This is a genomic window from Leuconostoc sp. C5 (genome assembly GCF_056530425.1).
In genome coordinates, this window is record NZ_CP134351.1 from 1,980,827 (window position 1) to 1,998,513 (window position 17,687).

Below are 17,687 nucleotides of genomic sequence, written 5' to 3' on the forward strand. Positions count from 1 at the left end.
TTATATTCCTATAATTTTAAAATGTCAAACGTTATCGGAAGATAAGCAAGATTGTCTCTATATTTTTACAGTCATCGTCATAATCTGGTCATTTTATAGATGAAGCGATAAATCATATAAATTTGGAATAGTTCGTTGACAATTGAGTTTATACCCCTATACTCATATTAGTAAAAACATATTAAAAATTAGAAAACGCGGAGATTTATTTCATGACAGACACTTTTTCATTTAATGTAAATAGCGATGACTTACAAAAACGATCTGATCATATCAAAATGGGTATTCATCAAGCTCCAGCCCGCTCGTTATTATATGCGACAGGTCAAGTCAGTAACCCCGAAGATATGAAAAAACCATTCATTGCCATCTGTAATTCCTATGTAGAAATCATCCCTGGCCACGTTCATCTGCGTGAACTAGCTGATGTCGCCAAACAAGCTATTCGTGATGCCGGTGGCATTCCTTTTGAGTTTAACACCATTGGTGTGGACGATGGTATTGCGATGGGGCATTTAGGCATGCGCTATTCGTTGCCATCTCGTGAATTAATCGCCGATTCAGCTGAAACTGTCATCACAGCACACTGGTTTGATGGTGTATTCTTCTTACCAAACTGTGACAAAATTACGCCTGGCATGATTATGGCTTCTTTGCGCTGTAATGTACCCTCTGTATTCGTCTCCGGTGGCCCCATGAAAGCTGGTTTAGATCCTCAAGGAAAAGCCACGACTTTATCTTCTATGTTCGAGGCCGTGGGTGCATTTAAATCAGGACTAATGACTGAGGAAGAATTCTTAGAAATGGAGCAAAATGCCTGCCCTACTTGTGGATCTTGTGCTGGTATGTTCACAGCTAACTCCATGAATACCTTAATGGAAGTGATGGGTATCGCCTTGCCGTTCAATGGCACTGCACTAGCAATTTCTGATGAACGACGTGATTTAATTCGCGATGGCGCCAAGCAATTAATGCGTATGGTTAAGGAAAATGTTAAACCACGCGATTTAATTACAAAAGAAGCGCTTGATGATGCCATGGCACTTGATATGGCCATGGGTGGCTCAACCAATACTGTTTTGCACGTGTTGTCTATCGCTCATGAAGCTGGCATTGATTATGACCAAGCAGACATTAACGAAATTGCTAAAAAAGTACCTTACCTATCTAAAATTGCCCCTTCTTCTAAATGGGCAATGGAAGACGTGCATAATGCTGGTGGTGTGCCTGCTATTATTAATGAACTAATTCGTATGGGTGGCGTTTTGCACCCTGACCGCATGACTGTAACCGGTAAGACATTGCGCGAAAATGTTGCTGATCATGAAATCATCAATGACGAAATTATCCGGAAGTTCGATGTTAATCCCTATTCAAAGCAAGGTGGCTTGTCCATTTTATATGGCAACTTAGCACCTAAAGGTTCAGTTATTAAAGCAGGTGGTGTTGACCCAAGTATTAAAGATTTTACCGGAGAAGCCATTGTCTTTAATTCTGAACAAGAAGCGGTTGAGGCGATAGATAGCGGTCAAATTCACGCTGGTCACGTGCTGATTATTCGCTATGAGGGACCAAAAGGTGGCCCTGGTATGCCCGAAATGCTAGGACCTACATCAGCTATTACTGGTATGGGTCTAGGAAAAGAGGTGGCTTTGGTGACGGATGGCCGTTTTTCCGGTGCATCACGTGGTATCTCTGTTGGCCATGTTAGTCCCGAAGCCGCTGATGATGGTCCAATTGCACTGGTTGAAAATGGTGACAAGATTACCATTGATCTTGTCAATCGTACGATGCATTTGCATGTTGATGATACAGAGCTAGCGGAACGCCATGAACATCTCAAACCCTTTGTTCCTAAAATGCGAAATGGCTGGATGGCACGTTATCAAGCCTTAGTCACTTCAGCAAATACTGGCGGCGTATTAAAGGGCGCTGATGAATTATTCCCTAGCTAAAAGCTATCCTCAAATGTCATAAAGGACGCTGACACATGGAAAATAAAACACAAGAACTACAAGACCAGATGTTGGAAGCCTTATCACAGGTAATCGACCCCGAACTGCGTTGCGATATTGTTAGCTTAGGATTAGTTTATGGACTAGCTATGGATGAAAATGGACATGTCACTGTTAAGCTTACTTTGACCACGATGGGCTGTCCATTGACTGCGGTATTAGATACGATGATTACACGTGCACTCATGGCAATAGATGAAGTACACGATGTCAAAATTGAATTAGTTTGGGAACCGGCATGGTCTACGGACAGAATGAGTCGCTACGCAAAAATGGTTTTGGGTGTCCATAATTGAAAAAAACAGCCAATTTATTATAAGTTACTGGGAGAGCAACTATGAACACAATCAAATCACTTTCAAAATTTCTTACTAAATACTTTACCTTTTTTGTTATTTTAGTAGCTTTATTGGCTATTTTTATTCCTGGACCAGGTACTATGCTTGCTACAACAAAAGTGGGCAACCTCTCGGCTGTATCAATCTTACTGATGATTGTCTTATTTGGTATGGGTATTACGTTGACACCAAATGACTTTAAAAGGGTTGCTCGTAATCCCCTACAAGTTATTTTAGGAACGATAGCACATTATGTTATTATGCCTTTCATTGCTTTTTTACTGGTACATTTGTTTGGGTTAACCGGCGCTGCAGCTGTTGGTGTAATTTTGGTAGGATCAGCGCCCTCTGGCACATCCTCTAACGTTATGTCCTTCTTATCTGGAGGGGATGTTGCGCTTGATGTTTCAATCGGCCTGCTCTCTACATTGTTAGCACCTGTCATGATTCCGACACTATTGAAGCTATTAGCCGGAAAATGGGTGAATGTACCTTTTTCATCAATGTTTTTTTCTGCATTTCAAATTGTTGTCATACCTATTGTTTTGGGTATCATCGTTCATACGATTTTTAAAGAACATGTCCAAAAAGTCATTGAGATTATGCCTTTAATATCCCAAGTGGCTATATTAGTGATTATTCTAGCCGTGTTGTCAGCTAACTCTAAAACCATTTTAGCAGTATCAACCCTAATTTTGGTGCCAGTCATCATATTACATAACTTGCTTGGTTACTTACTGGGTTACGGTTTCTCGAAACTAATGAAAATGGATACCCCTCAACAAAAGGCAATTACCTTCGAAGTTGGTATGCAGGATTCGGCACTTGCATCAACACTGGCCATTTCATTTTTTGAACCTGCTTCAGCCATCGCAGCCGTGATGTTTTCTGTCTGGCACAACATTTCTGGTTCAGTATTAGCTTCTCTCTGGAAAAATCACACAGAGAAAGCACCAGACTAAAAACATTTTAAAAAGACGATGAATTCAATATCATCGTCTTTTTTTTGATAAAAAAACGCCAGTTTATTACTGACGTTTGAATAATCTGAACTTTACCGCAAAATTTCGTTTTCAGTAACGCCGCCATTTACCATCGTTACGGCATCATTTAAAGCCATTTCCACCATATTTTTTATTGCTGTGTTTGTATAAAAAGCAATATGAGGTGACAGTAGAAAGTTGTCATATTCGATTAAGCGCTTTACATCTGCTGGTAGCGCCGTTATATCTTGCTTTTGGTTCATAAAATCATTTTCATTTGGTGTCACATCAAATGCTGCACCAGCCAATAACTTTGATTCGAGTGCTTTTTCAAGCTCAACCATATCAACAATTTCACCACGCGCAAAATTCAACATAATTGTTCCTGGTTGAATTTTAGCAAAGAAATTTTCATCAGCCATATAGCGCGTCTCGTCATTTAATGGTGTATGAAAACTAATAACATCTGCTCGAGACAAAGCATCATCTAATGTCGTATAAGTTACAAATGGTTCGTTCTGGGCACGATATATTGGGTCCACACCTAACACTGTTGCGCCCAGCGCGTGAAGCATTTCTGCAAGGGCTGTCCCAATTCGACCTACACCAATCACAGCAACAGTTAAATCATGAATTTCTCTCGCTTGACCACCAGCAGCCCAAGTATAGTCACCCGTATTCATGGCGCGATCAAATTTTTTATTGTGTCGAATTAAATTAAAAAGCTGTGTTAGCGTGTATTCTGCAATTGCTCGGGGTGAATAGGCTGCAACATTAGACAAACGAATATTGTGAGCAAAGGCTTCTGGCAAGTCCAACACATCATAGCCAACCTGTCGAATAGCGATTTGCTTAATATTGAATTGAGCTAGTTGCGCATAAACTGGTGCATTAATGGCTGTTGTTTGTTGTGTGGTAATTGCATCAAAACCTTTAGCGCGATCCACCGTCGTTTCGTTAAGTGGTTGATCAATGGTCACTACTTCGTGGCCTGTTTTTTCAGTCCATTTTTCAACATATGGCATTTCGTCTGAAACTGTATTGTACATTAAAATTTTCATAATATCCTCCAAAGGTGCGCTAGCAATAAGTTATTTAACTTTTCCCAAGAAATATTTTTTCTTACCACGACGAACCAATACAAATTCACCATCATAATGTTTTGTTGGATCAATTTCAAAGTTAACGTCCGTTACTTTTTCACCACTAATGGTAATCGCCCCATTTGTAACATCTTCACGCGCTTGACGCTTTGATTTCTCGACTTCTCCGTCGACTAAGAAATCGACAACATTTTTCTTTTCCGATGTAATGTCAAAGCTTGGCACACCACCAAATGCATCAGCAATATCTGCTGCAGATAAATTAGCAACATCACCACTAAATAATGCTGCTGATAGCTTTTCGGCATCAGCAACAGCTTGTTCTCCGTGAACAAATTTAGTTACCTCTTGTGCCAAGCGTTTTTGCGCTATACGACCTCCAGGGTTATTTTTGGCTTCTTGTTCGAGGTTATTAATCTCATCAACACCCAAAAATGTAAAGTATTTCAAATACTTCACAACATCTTCATCACTTTGGTTATACCAGAATTGGTAGAAAGTGTAAGGTGAAGTTTTTTCCGGATTCAACCAAATTGCATTCCCTTCTGACTTACCAAACTTTTTACCTGATGAGTCAGTCATCAAAGGAATTGTTAGACCAAAAGCTGTCGCATTATTCCCTTCAATTGAGTGAATTAAATCAATGCCAGAAGTAATGTTCCCCCATTGATCTGAGCCACCAATCTGCAATTGTACATTATGACGACGCCATAGTTCATGGTAATCAATGCCTTGCAAAATCTGGTAGGTAAACTCTGTAAATGAAATACCTGTTTCTAAACGTGAAGCTACGACGTCCTTTTTCAACATCACATTGATAGAGAATAACTTACCATAATCGCGTAAAAAGTCTGTCAATGTTAATTTGCCAAGCCAGTCGTTATTATTAACAATAGCAGTTTTTTCATCACCAAATAGCTTGGTTACTTGCTCAGTAATTCCTTTTTCATTCTGACGTAACTGTTCTGGTGAAAGTAATTGACGTTCTGTTGTTGGACGTGGATCACCAATAGCACCAGTTGCACCGCCAATAATAATAACGGCTTTTCCGCCAGCATTTTGAAAACGTTTTAACACCATAAATGGAATCAAGTGCCCCAAATGTAATGAATCAGCTGTTGGATCGGTACCCACATAGGCCCCAATTTCTCCTGATGCCATTGCTTCAATTAATCCTGCTTCATCTGTTACTTGGTTCAGCGCACCGCGCCATTTCAAATCTTCAATAAAATTCATTGCCATCTCCTTTAATTACAGAAAAAATCGTCCTAATCTTAATAGACTAGGACGATTTTCACCGTGGTACCACCTAAATTGTAAGTCATCGGACCTACCACTTAATATGCCTTATCGCGGCACACGTCATTGATTTGCACACTGTGTAACTCAACAATATCCACGGATTAGCTCACAGCAGCCGCTAACTCTCTTTGACGCGTATGATATTATCTTTATCAGTGTAATGAATGTTTTTATTATACCAGAATATTAGATAAAAAAGGACATTTTAATTTTACAAGAAAACGATCCGAATGTTTCATGTGAAACATTCGGATAACAGCCTATAATAAATTACTTTGACAACCACAGTAATATGTTATATTATGTAGTTATAAGAGGTAACTGCATATGGATATATCAAAAGATCTCATTCGTGGTCATACGGACACCATTATTTTAAATATTCTTAGTCAAGGTGATTCTTATGGATACCAAGTTTCAAAATCCATTCGCCAATTATCCAGTAAGCAATACGAACTGAACGAGGCAACACTGTACACTGCGTTTAGACGCTTGGAAAAGGTCGGAGACATCCGTAGTTACTGGGGTGATCAAACCCAGGGGGCTAGACGAAAATACTATACCCTTACTGATCAGGGCCAAGAACATTTTAAATCAGCACAACAAGAATGGGACTTCGCCAAAGATATCATTAGCCATTTAATTAGCGGAAGGATAAAAGATTATGATGAGCGTTGAAATGGAAATTAGAACCCGTTTGGATGTTATTTTTTCTAAATATACGCCGAACGCACAATTAACGGAATTTAAAGAAGAACTTGTAGCCGATTTATTAGAAGCTTATCAAGATTTTTCCAAAACTGATCGGTCCCATAATGAAGCTTTGGACGATGCTTTTGAGCAACTAGGTGATATTGATAGTTTGTTAAAAGACTTAAGTGAACCCAGTACAAAAGAGGAAACAGATAAAGAATCTGAACCAAAACGACCTTACGTGGATATTTCAAATAAAGGCGTGCACATTGGAAATTTACACATCAACAAAAAAGGCGTAACACTTGGTGATGATATCATACTTGATGGCAAAAATAATAAAGTCCAATTCGGTGACTGGTTGCACGTTGACCGTGATGGCGCCCGTGTGGGCGATAAATACTATAAATTTGAAGATAATGTTGATTCAGATATCAATGATACTTTTGAAAATAAAGACTTCAAGGAACCTAACTGGGCTAAATCTCACCATCAATTGACCGTGCCAACCAGTACCAAAGATTTTGTAATTGATTACAGCGAAGCTTCGATTCACTTCTATACAAATGATAAAATCGACCTCATTACTATTGATGAATACTTTAGTCGTGATAATAGACGTTATTTTGCCACTATCTCAGAAAATGATGATAAAATTATAGTTAACCAGGGTGAACATCCAATGCTCTTCCATGTCCGCACTGCTGTGAACATAGGAATTCCGCGCTCGTTCACCACCGGGAAAATAGAAGTACGAAACCAAGCAGGTAGCTTATATGCGCAAGACTTAGTTACCGAGAAGTTTAACGTTCAAATTAACGCCGGAAGTTTCAAAGTCAAAAATATGGATACCAAGACTGCAGATTGGCAGCTTGCATCCGGATCAATAAAAGCAACACATATCAAGGCTGAACAAGCTAAAATACATGCTCAATTAGGTGCTGTTAATATCAGCGATGCAACTATTGATTATGCTAAAGTTAACGCTGACTTTGGTTCTGTACGTATAGACAATCTTGTTGGTGGCGGAGAATTCACGATTAATTCTGGTTCACTTCGTTTGAGAGTTGACCAACTAACAAACGATTTGAAACTAAACTCTAATTCTGGGACCATTCGCTTAACGGCTCCAGCTGATCAAGACTTCAATTTTGAACTAGCAACTAACTCAGGGGCAGTTCATTTGGATCGCAATGACATCCATTATAATAAAAGTTTCGATGGCTATAAAAGTGGATTTGTTGGCGCTAACCCTGAATTTACAATCGATGCACAAGCAGCTATGGGTTCTATAAAGATATACTAGTACCTATATATGATTTCTAAGCCTAAATCAACAATTATTACATGGAGGAATAACAATGACAAAACATAAAAAATTAACTCGCTCACGTGATAACCGTGTGATTGCCGGTGTCCTTGGTGGAATTGCTAACTATTTTAATTGGGATGCTACGTTAGTTCGAATTATTTTCGTGGTATTAGGATTCTTACCCGTTCTGCCCGGAATTTTAGTTTATATTATCGCTTGGGTGTTGATTCCTGATGAACCACGTCAGACACATTATTATTCAGACGGTTCCAGAAAAGATGTCACACCTGATGACTACGATGATCGCCCTTAATTAAAACATTAATCTCAAATAGACCCTGTGGACTTTTTTCATATCCACAGGGTCTATTTACTTGCTTTGCAAAAACGCATTGTTAGTTAGTATTTTGTCTGATAAATGCCAATTTTTTTGCATGAATATCATCCGTGTTGAAATCACGTGGTCCATGATACGCATCATCAACTAGTATCACCTCAGCTCTTTTACCCACTTTCTGATAATACTTTTCAGCCAATGAAACACTCTGTAAATAAGGTACTACGTCATCCTTAGTTCCAGCAAATAATAACAAGGGCGGCATATTCTTTGAAAAATAAGTTGCTGGGTTCGCTTGTGCAACTTTGCTTGGCATCTGGTCCGGCCGTTTGGTTCCTAACATTATTCCTTCAAATGACTGTGCCTCACCAGTTTCGCTGAACTGTGGTTTTATGTTGAGAGCAGCAAATTGTTTAGAAAAATCGTCAACTTTGTAGGGCCCATACATCCCAATCACGCAACTAATTTTTGGAAAAAACGTGTGTTCCGCTACATCTTTGAGTCTGCCCAACAATAAGTGCTCAGATATTGTTGCTGCCGTTAAAACAGCTAACTGGGCTCCGCTAGATTCCCCAATCAATATAATGTTGTCCTTATCAAGGCCATACTGCTTTGAATTCTTTATCAAAAAATTTATTACTGCACGAATCTCAGCGATTTGGACAGGGAAAGTTTGTTCACCTAGCTGATTAAGTGAATAATCTGGACTCACTACTGCAAAACCATCATTCAAGAACCGTAAACTGGGATTAAGTTTATATGAGGATTTTTGGCCTCGAAGCATACCCCCACCATATATGTCTACAATAACTGGACAATTCTCCCCCGCTTTAGGTAAATAAAGGTCAAGCTGATTACGATCTCCAACCGAATAGCTAAGATTATGAAACACCCTAGCATTTTTTGGCATATTTGCTGGAACATATTTATATGTTTTATCTTTGAATAACATACTTTCATTATAAAACAATTAATGTATCCGTCAAATTGTAATAATAATATTAAAACTGATACAAATTTTACCACTACCAGCTTATAATAAGTTAAAATGGTTTAAATATAACAATTGGAGAACGTTGTATGCTTCAAAATTCTATACAACTTACAGATAACAAGCTACGTGAAATACTATTTGCTGGTCGTTTTGGTATTGAAATAGAAGAACACCGTGTACAATCAGGAAGTAAAAGCCTATCCCAACATCCACACCCTCGTGATTTAGGCAATCGGCAGTATCAACCCTACTTCCAGACTGATTTCTCTGAAAGCCAAGAGGAACTAGTCACCGGTACTAAACATTCTTCAAAAGATGCCTTAATGCATTTGCACGAACTCCAGACTATATTGGCATCTGAACTGGCTGAGGATGAAATTATTTGGCCACTTTCGATGCCCCCACATTTGTCTGCCAACGATATTGATTATTTGCTTAATCATTTTGAACGATCTTGGTATCAAGAATATCGGGATGTTTTAGTCAAGCGTTATGGACCTTTCAAGCATATTATGGCTGGAATTCATGTTAATTTTTCACCAGCTGACGACTTAGTTTGGTGGTTTGGCTCCCAAAGAGAAATCAATTCCTATCCTGCTGCCAAAAATGAGTTATACTTTCAAATCGCTCAACAGATAACTAGTTATAGGTGGCTACTGACCTATCTTTTTGGTGCAAGTCCCGTTTCTGAAAATTCAACAGATAATTTACCAACTAATTTCAAACATAGGCAACCGGTTCGCTCTTGGCGCGCCAGCAATTTTGGTTTTGCAAATCATAACGATATTGAAATTGACTATACTAACTTTGAAACGCATATGAAACAAATTCAACATTATGTTGATACTGGCCAATTCTATGATAAAAGTGAGTTTTATGGTCCAGTACGTTTAAAGGCTCCAGGAAGTTTGACTAATATGGCACAACGTGGTGCCTCATACCTAGAATTTAGGATGTTTGATACCAATCCCTTCACACTAGATGGTATTTCACAAGATGCGTTAAGCTTCCTCCATTTGCTAATCATCGATGCCATCATTAATCCACAGCAATGGTCAGATGACGACCTAAAAAGTGCGCAGTCTCTAAACCATATGGTAGCTTTACAGCATCCAAATGCTCCCCTCATCCCATCACTCGCCACTTCTGCTAAACAATTGATTCAACGCTTGGAGGATATTATTAAGCTGTCCCCCGCTGAACTACAGGAAGATTTTTTTAGCGCTCTCACGTTCGCTAAGGATGCCCTTGCTGATCCAACGAAAACTATTGGGGCCCAGTTATCAAACTTCATTAGTAATGATTCTCTGGAAGCATTTGCTTTGAAACGCGGACAACAGATTTTGTCAGAACGAAAATCCAGCAGTAATAATTTTGTTTTTGCCCCAAATCATTTAAAACAAACTTACATCCAGGCGCATAAATTAGGGTTTAAAACATTATTGCGCAAGGACAATTGTCTACAAATAAGCCAAAACGACCATGTCTGGACGTTCACAAAAAATACAGACTTAACTAAATATGTCAAAACAAAAAAGTAATGATACGGACTGTATCATTACTTTTTTAGTAGTTGTTATCTTAAAATATCAATCAGGTTTTTATTACTTGCTGTTTTTGCTGGTAAAATACCAAACACTAGACCAACAACTGTTGACGTTCCGAAAGCCAATAAGAATGTTGATAGTGAAACACTAGCTTTAAATGGTAGGAAAGCAGAAATTCCCATCGCTACCCCTAACCCCGCAAGGTAGCCAATCATCCCGCCACTAAGTGTTAACATAACTGCTTCAATCAAAAACTGCCATAAAATTTGTTTCTGAGATGCCCCCACAGCCATCCGAATACCAATTTCTTGAGTCCGCTCGCTGACTGCAATATACATCATGTTCATGACCCCAATGCCGGCAATAAATAACGAAATACTTGCGACAGCAACAATAAAGTAAGTAATACCCTTAATGACTGCTGTTATACCTTTAAGCATAGCTGCCGTATCAAAAAACTCATAGGATCCGGAAGCATGTTGTGAACCAATTTTATTGAGTTGATCTTTAATATCAGTTGTTGCTTTAGATATATTTGTTCCAGACACAAATGTTAGCTTTAAGGTATTCGCATTAACCGTTGCGTTACTGTTCTCAAACACGTGTCGTGGCACAACAACGTCGTAATTGTAAAATTCACCCTTTACCGCATTATTATTAATAATACCAACAATTGTATACATTGTGCCATTGATTTCAATTCCTGAATTCAACGCATTTCGATTTGTTCGATAACCCTTCTTGGCAATTGATTGACTAACCAATGCAACTGGGTTATCCATTGAGATATCTGTTGCTTTAAGGCCATGCCCAGTAATTATCTCACTGTCATTTGCTGTTGTTGCTAAATATACTGATGCTGTTAAGCTCTTACCATTAATGGTCCCCTCACTGGATAAGATACCATGATCATCAGACTGTACCGTAACTTTGCTGACTTTGGCATTAGCGCGAATACGCGCTAAATCATCATTATTGAATCCGGAAACTTTAGCATCATTACTTGGCGAAAATGTAATTTCCGTCGACTGCTGTCCACTACTATCGGCCTGCAAATTTTTCAGCATTTCAATTCGTGCACCATCGCCAAGAGATAGGATGGTGATCACCGAAGCAATACCAATAATAATTCCAATCATAGTTAAAATACTGCGACGTTTATTTGAAATTAATGACCTGAATGAACTGACAATTAACTCACGAACCTGCATGTTGCACCTCCATGTCACTTTGTAAACGACCGTCTAAAATTCTAATCAGACGATTTGTTTGGCGTGCAACGTTTTCATCGTGTGTCACCATAATGATTGTTGTTCCATTACGATTTAGCTCTTCAAAAAGTGCCAATATTTCTCGAGATGTCGCCGAATCTAATGCCCCCGTGGGTTCATCTGCCACTAGAAAGTTAGGCCGTGTGACAATTGCACGAGCAATTGCAACACGCTGCTGTTGTCCACCCGATAAATTTTTAGGTAGTTTATCATAACTGCCGGGCAATCCCACTTGCTCCAACACATCATTTACACGAGCAATAATATCACGTCGCTTCAAACCAGCATATAATAACGGCAACCCAACATTTTCGCCTACACTTTGGTTCCTAATTAGTTTGAAATTTTGAAAAATAAAACCAACTGATTGATTACGCAATCGAGCATGATCGCGTCTATTCAAATCATTAACTACAGTGCCGTTGAAATTATATTGTCCATCAAAATTATTGTCTAAAAAACCAATAATGTTAATCAATGTTGATTTCCCTGAACCGGACGGTCCCATAATCGCAACAAATTCACCAGCATCAATATTTAACGAAATTTCATGTAAAGCCTTATAATTATCGTTTCCCTGTCGATAACTTTTGCTGACTGAAACTAAGTTAATCATCAACAACCTCTCCGTTTGTCAACTTTGCATCCGGATTAGTAACCAATTCTTCCCCTTTACTAATACCAGAGTTAACAATGTACGTATCTCCATTTTGCGTTAAGTCAGCTTGAGCTCGACTAGCCTTACCATCAATAACTTTGTAAACACTACCTTTATATACCGCTGATTTTGGAATTTTCAACTCTGACTGCGGCACCTTTACTTTAACGCTTTGTCCGTACAAAAATTCGTTATTAACACTGGCAGAGAAAGGATAATACGTTGTTCCTTTGCCCTTATTAGATGGAATTTGTTCAATTTTTGTAATCTTAGTACTTTGTTTTGGCGAGCCATCAATACCGCTCACTGTGACAGTATCTCCAGCGTGTACCTTACTGTAATCATATTCTGACACATTAGCTTGCAAAACTTTTTGACTTGAATTCATTGTAATGGCTGGTATACCATCTTTTGTATCGTTACTAACTGAAACAACCCCGTCAAAAGGTGCCTTTAAAGATACAGTTAATTTACCTTGTAATTCTGCTAGCTTATTTTGGGCATCTTGCAAATCACCATTTGCATCAGTTAATGCTTGTTGCGCTTGTGTAACAGTGTCCTTTAGCGAAATTTTAGTATCCGCATCTGCTTGATTGTAACTTTGTTGCGCATTTTTCAGAGTAGCTGATGCGCTGCTAACTGCGCGATTGGCTTTATTTACAATGTCCTGTTGTGAACTAATAGACTCTTGCACGTCTGTAGCAGTTACGGTAAGTAAAATATCACCATTTTTAACAGACTGCCCGTCTTTCACATTAATTTGTTGCAATTTCCCAGTTGGTGAGTTTAAAGATTGTGTTTTTTCAGCAACCACTTTTCCTGACATTGTAAGTGGTAAGGCGCCGGTTACTTTATACACTTGATACTTGTTTTTAGCAGTTGATGTTGGCTTTACCAGTTTATGATAAGCTTGCACGCCAGTGGCAGTTAAAATACCAAGTGCAGCAATACTTCCAACAACAGTTACTATAATTTTTGTCTTGCGTTTCATATACTTCCCCTACATAACATGTTAATGATTATTCAAAACTCTTTACATCTCGTTAACTACAAAAAGTTAAAACGCAAAGGCCATCCCAGTGCCTAGAGCTACTGAAATCACAATAAAAATAATCTGTGTACGTTTTGTAATCGTACCATCCTGACGCAAAATTAATGTATATAAGAATGTCGCAACAAGATCACCAATAATGCTTGCTACTTTATTATCATTCTTATATAGATTCAAAACAGTTATTAGAAACAGATTAATGATTCCAACAGGTAACGTACTTACTACTGTGGCGTACCATGAATTCATGAATGATACGGATTGCTTTGCCTCTTGACCAAGTTGCGAAAGAAAAATAAATAATTTGCTGAATAACGCACTAAATATAACGTATGCTGTTGCTCCAACAGCTATACTAATCATTACATACAAGTTTTGAGTACTTGATTCAGTACCACTTACGTCTTTTATAGCGATCAAACTACTAACCATCGTTATTCCGATTAGAACCAAAGTACCAACGATTGTTAACACAATCTTAACTGTTTTTGTCATATTTCTCCCTGTTGATTACCAAGACTACAAGATTCATCATGCTTGCACCTAATAATAGTTCAAACTGTAACAATACTTGAAGTAAAATAGATGAGTTTTGAAAATATCCCCACAGACTTTCAAAAAATCATCTATTTTTTAAATACAAGTATAAGTGAACTATTCAGATAATCTCTTTTCTCCTTTATTTGTATCAGGCCTATACTATTTAGCCGATAGTTATTATTATATCAAAATCAATACGACCAAAATTCATCAAAAGTTACGTCATATCGTATTTTTTGCGATAAATATTTTATTGACTTTTGTTGTAAAATCTGATAATAATTGTTTTAATTAAACAAACGACAAATAAATGTCATTTTTTACCCATGTTTTTCGGACTTTATTATTAATTTATAAAAAAGTAGTGGTATTTTCATGTATGAAATTAATAAAATAATTAAAAAAATTAGAGATGACAACAAACTCACGCAAACAGAGTTTGCTGCTTTTTTGTCTGTATCTCACCAAACTGTTTCAAGTTGGGAACGTGCGAGAACCCGGCCCACACTTGTGATGTTGAAAAAAATATCCCAATCATTTAATATACCACTTTCAAAATTATTACCCGTCGATAAGGTGCCAAAGAAAAGTAAACGTGATCTGGATAAAGAAAAATTAGCCCATGCATTCTTGTGCTTATTATCTCGCTCTGATATGCGAAACGTCACTATGCAAGATATTATTCTTGAGTCCGGCCTAAGTCCACATTATGTCTCATCGCTTTTTTCAACACCTTTGGATATATTAACTTTTATTGCGATGAAAATCGAACAGGAAATATCAATTGCGCTGGAACATACAACAGCAACTGACCCTTTTATCATACTTGCTGATGTTATATTGCCTATTTTATATCAGCATTGTCACGTTCTAAAAATACTCTATTCGAAAAATTATGCAAATGGCGAATGGCTGCATTTTTTAGAGCAGAGATACATTAAATGGGTGACTCCGTTTTTTAATAATTATTGTGTTGAAAACGCCCCAGTTAGTCGATCATTTGCTATTGAACTCAGCGTGAAAATGACACTCTCAATTATTTCAACTTGGCTAACTCAACCTATCCCCGAAACACCAGAAACTTTTCGAGTTCATTTCTTACAATTAACCAAGATGTCTATCACTGACATAGCCACTTTATAATTTTTAAATAAAAACACCGTATTTTACTAATGCGGTGTTTTTATTCAATAATTATGCACACAGTATAATTATTGGTTTTGATTAATTTCATATTGTGATTTTGTTAACTTTTATATAAACTGAGCTATCTCGCTATCTATGAATAAAAATACAAGCACCATGTATTATACCTGCTTTCATCATTAATAATGGCACTTAAATTATAAAACTAAGAATAGTATTGCTTTTTTATGTTGTTTGTTTTATACTTAGAAACATGAACAAGCAAATGAACTCACAAGTAAACAATACAATTATCAACGCAATTATTATTATTTAATAGTTGGGTTGTTATTTAACGTAACGACTCGTAATATCTGGTCGTTACGGTTATAAAGGAGTTTAAAATCCCATTTAATAACTGTAATAGTTATTAAATGGGATTTTTTGTTTGAAATAACAATAAAAGAGGAAAATATCATGACAACATCAACAACACACACCGTACAAGAATTAACTACTAAACTCTTCCAAGCATTTGATACCAACACGCCACTTGACAGAGACGAATATGTCGGCGTCGTTGATAATTTCGAAAATGCCTATAAAGTCCAAGATGCCGTTCTTACTCAAAAGAATGCTCCAGTTGCTGGTTACAAGGTTTCCTTAACGTCTCAGGAAACACAAGATTTATTTAACTCTGATTCACCACTATATGGTGCCCAATTAGCTAATCGATTTGTCCAATCTGGTTTCAATTTAGATTTAACAGCATACAATGAACCGCTAGTTGAGGTGGAATTAATGTTTACTGCAAAGAAGGACCTAACCCCATCAATGAGCGAAGTAGAACTACTCCAAAATACAACTGTTGCACCAACTTTAGAATTACCAGATGCCCGTTTCAAAAATTGGTTCCCAAAGCTCGACAAGTATCTCGTTTTGTGCGATGCGGCCGTAGGGGGTGCCGTCGTTTATGGTAATCAACGTGATGGCGCTGACTTAGATTTAGCTACTTTAGCTCGTGTTTCAGCTGTTCTGTCGCACAATGATCAAGAAGTTGCCAATGGCGTTGGCAGTGAAGTCCTTGGCAACCCAGTTACATCACTAAAATGGCTTGTTGAAAAACTATTTTCACAAGGCAAAGATTTTCCAGCAGGAACGCATGCTTCGACAGGAACATTTCTACTCCCCTTGTCACTTACAGCCGGCACTTGGAAAGCGCAATTTACTGAAGGCTTTGGTTCTGTTTCGGTTCATGTGAAATAATAATAAAAAGTGTTCCACGTGGAACACTTTTATAATAGGCTTGTAGCTCAATGGCAGAGCGTTGCGCTGATAACGCAGAGATAGAGGATCATTACCTTTCAGGCCGATATATACTAAATTTAAAATAGAATTTTTATTAAAATAATAGCAAGTATGACCTGTACTACACCAGTCACAAGGCCAAAGCTAAGAAACTTTCCCCCAGACTTTCTGATTGTGTCCAGCTTAAGATTCAATCCGATCCCCGCTAAGTTCACGACGCCGAAAAACCCAGAAATCTGTTTGGCTCCACTTGTTATTAAGTTGGGTAATGGAATAAAACTATTAACTAATAGTAAAACTACGAATGCCATGATGAACCAAGGAATTTTGACACCTTTACTATTAATATTTGTTGCTGAATCGTCTTTTTTTTGTGCCATTTTAGCAAAAACTAACACAACAACTGTTAACATGATGACACGTAGCATTTTAAACAGGGTCGCATACGTGACAACAGTAGGATTAATCAATGATGCTGTTCCAACGACTTGCCCAACTGACTGAACCACACCACCAACTAGTGCACCCAACAGTAAGTTATGGTCTCCTAACACGTGTGGCCCAAGAATCGGCAATATCAGTAACAACACAACACCAGTCAAACTAACAGTCGCAACACTTGTTCGTCGTTGATCATCAGTGGCCCCTATCGCTGGTGCTACTGATGCAATAGCACTTGATCCACAAACAGCATTACCTGCGCCCATTAACATGGAGGATTTGTCAGAAACTTTGAAAACACGACCACCCATCCAAAGAACAACCAAAATAGTTAATGTCATCTGTATCAAAATGAATGCCAAGCCATTAATACCAAGATTTTCAATGGTCCGGAGTGTAACGGTAAGCCCCATCAACGCAATACCAATTTCGATGGGAAATTTTTCTGCCCATTTCATCCCCGGTGCGAAAGATGGCTGATTCAAAATAGTATTACCTAATAAAATACCTAATAACATTGCGATTGCTTCCGCGCCTAAAAACGGCAGCCACGTAGCTAATACTTTAGCAACTGCAGACAATATTAAAGTAATGATAATACCAGATATCATAGTCTTTTTAATTTTCATGTCAATTCTCCCACACGTTTAACAGCACCAATGAGCTGCT

Annotated in this window: 17 protein-coding genes and 1 tRNA gene; 10 read left to right on the forward strand and 8 right to left on the reverse strand. The window is 38.0% G+C overall.

Going from position 1 to position 17,687, the window contains the following annotated elements; all coding sequences use genetic code 11:
* Window positions 1-212: 212 nt before the first annotated feature.
* From ilvD to RHP56_RS10060, 3 genes are read left to right on the forward strand one after another with little or no spacing between them, the layout of a single operon-like run.
* On the forward strand, window positions 213-1,955 hold the full coding sequence (gene ilvD, locus RHP56_RS10050; protein WP_014325258.1) for a dihydroxy-acid dehydratase: 1,743 nt from the start codon (window positions 213-215) through the stop codon (window positions 1,953-1,955).
* A 35-nt stretch (window positions 1,956-1,990) separates the two neighbouring features.
* A complete protein-coding gene (locus RHP56_RS10055) occupies window positions 1,991-2,311 on the forward strand; it encodes a metal-sulfur cluster assembly factor (protein ID WP_011680554.1) in 321 nt (106 codons plus the stop codon).
* 41 nt (window positions 2,312-2,352) lie between these two features.
* Window positions 2,353-3,315, forward strand: coding sequence for a bile acid:sodium symporter family protein (locus tag RHP56_RS10060; protein ID WP_096638802.1), 963 nt, complete (start codon window positions 2,353-2,355; stop codon window positions 3,313-3,315).
* Between the two features lie 92 nt (window positions 3,316-3,407).
* Here RHP56_RS10060 and RHP56_RS10065 read toward each other — a convergent pair whose 3' ends face one another.
* Together RHP56_RS10065 and tyrS are read right to left on the reverse strand one after the other, a co-directional pair.
* On the reverse strand, window positions 3,408-4,397 hold the full coding sequence (locus RHP56_RS10065) for a D-2-hydroxyacid dehydrogenase (protein ID WP_011680556.1): 990 nt from the start codon (window positions 4,395-4,397) through the stop codon (window positions 3,408-3,410).
* Between the two features lie 30 nt (window positions 4,398-4,427).
* Entirely contained in the window at window positions 4,428-5,675 is a 1,248-nt protein-coding gene (gene tyrS, locus RHP56_RS10070; RefSeq protein WP_011680557.1) for a tyrosine--tRNA ligase, read from the reverse strand.
* Between the two features lie 393 nt (window positions 5,676-6,068).
* Here tyrS and RHP56_RS10075 point away from each other — a divergent pair, with 393 nt between their 5' ends.
* Genes RHP56_RS10075 through RHP56_RS10085 form a run of 3 tightly spaced genes read left to right on the forward strand, consistent with a single transcriptional unit; the run spans window position 6,069 to window position 8,059 of the window.
* Window positions 6,069-6,419, forward strand: coding sequence for a PadR family transcriptional regulator (locus RHP56_RS10075; RefSeq protein ID WP_010293234.1), 351 nt, complete (start codon window positions 6,069-6,071; stop codon window positions 6,417-6,419).
* Complete coding sequence (locus RHP56_RS10080) at window positions 6,406-7,740, forward strand: DUF4097 family beta strand repeat-containing protein (RefSeq protein ID WP_059442079.1); 1,335 nt, start codon at window positions 6,406-6,408, stop codon at window positions 7,738-7,740. Before RHP56_RS10075 ends, RHP56_RS10080 begins: the two co-directional genes overlap by 14 nt.
* 55 nt (window positions 7,741-7,795) lie before the next feature.
* Window positions 7,796-8,059: a PspC domain-containing protein gene (locus RHP56_RS10085; protein ID WP_011680558.1), complete on the forward strand. Its 264-nt coding sequence runs from the start codon at window positions 7,796-7,798 to the stop codon at window positions 8,057-8,059.
* A gap of 82 nt (window positions 8,060-8,141) precedes the next feature.
* Here RHP56_RS10085 and RHP56_RS10090 read toward each other — a convergent pair whose 3' ends face one another.
* Window positions 8,142-9,035, reverse strand: a complete 894-nt coding sequence (locus RHP56_RS10090) for an alpha/beta hydrolase (protein WP_011680559.1) — start codon at window positions 9,033-9,035, stop codon at window positions 8,142-8,144.
* Between the two features lie 128 nt (window positions 9,036-9,163).
* On the opposite strand from RHP56_RS10090, the gene RHP56_RS10095 reads away from it, so the two are divergent.
* Complete coding sequence (locus RHP56_RS10095) at window positions 9,164-10,618, forward strand: glutamate--cysteine ligase (RefSeq protein WP_102753625.1); 1,455 nt, start codon at window positions 9,164-9,166, stop codon at window positions 10,616-10,618.
* A gap of 35 nt (window positions 10,619-10,653) precedes the next feature.
* On the opposite strand, the gene RHP56_RS10100 is transcribed toward RHP56_RS10095, so the two are convergent.
* The 4 genes from RHP56_RS10100 to RHP56_RS10115 form a co-directional block, all read right to left on the reverse strand.
* Window positions 10,654-11,835, reverse strand: a complete 1,182-nt coding sequence (locus RHP56_RS10100; protein ID WP_014325263.1) for an ABC transporter permease — start codon at window positions 11,833-11,835, stop codon at window positions 10,654-10,656.
* Window positions 11,822-12,511: an ABC transporter ATP-binding protein gene (locus RHP56_RS10105; RefSeq protein WP_102753626.1), complete on the reverse strand. Its 690-nt coding sequence runs from the start codon at window positions 12,509-12,511 to the stop codon at window positions 11,822-11,824. The genes RHP56_RS10100 and RHP56_RS10105 overlap by 14 nt, the downstream gene beginning before the upstream one ends.
* Complete coding sequence (locus RHP56_RS10110; RefSeq protein WP_102753627.1) at window positions 12,504-13,544, reverse strand: efflux RND transporter periplasmic adaptor subunit; 1,041 nt, start codon at window positions 13,542-13,544, stop codon at window positions 12,504-12,506. Before RHP56_RS10110 ends, RHP56_RS10105 begins: the two co-directional genes overlap by 8 nt.
* 66 nt (window positions 13,545-13,610) lie before the next feature.
* Entirely contained in the window at window positions 13,611-14,099 is a 489-nt protein-coding gene (locus tag RHP56_RS10115; RefSeq protein WP_010287976.1) for a hypothetical protein, read from the reverse strand.
* Window positions 14,100-14,519: 420 nt separating this feature from the next.
* Here RHP56_RS10115 and RHP56_RS10120 point away from each other — a divergent pair, with 420 nt between their 5' ends.
* From RHP56_RS10120 to RHP56_RS10130, 3 genes are all read left to right on the forward strand, one after another.
* Window positions 14,520-15,287 (forward strand): helix-turn-helix domain-containing protein, encoded by a 768-nt coding sequence (locus RHP56_RS10120; RefSeq protein ID WP_014325265.1) that lies wholly within the window; start codon window positions 14,520-14,522, stop codon window positions 15,285-15,287.
* Window positions 15,288-15,746: 459 nt separating this feature from the next.
* The gene (locus RHP56_RS10125) at window positions 15,747-16,535 is read left to right on the forward strand and encodes a 2-keto-4-pentenoate hydratase (protein WP_042251907.1); all 789 of its coding nucleotides are present in this window, start codon (window positions 15,747-15,749) and stop codon (window positions 16,533-16,535) included.
* Between the two features lie 36 nt (window positions 16,536-16,571).
* Window positions 16,572-16,642: transfer RNA gene (locus RHP56_RS10130), tRNA-Ile, on the forward strand.
* Between the two features lie 12 nt (window positions 16,643-16,654).
* On the opposite strand, the gene RHP56_RS10135 is transcribed toward RHP56_RS10130, so the two are convergent.
* Entirely contained in the window at window positions 16,655-17,647 is a 993-nt protein-coding gene (locus RHP56_RS10135) for a YeiH family protein (RefSeq protein WP_102753828.1), read from the reverse strand.
* Window positions 17,648-17,687: the final 40 nt, after the last annotated feature.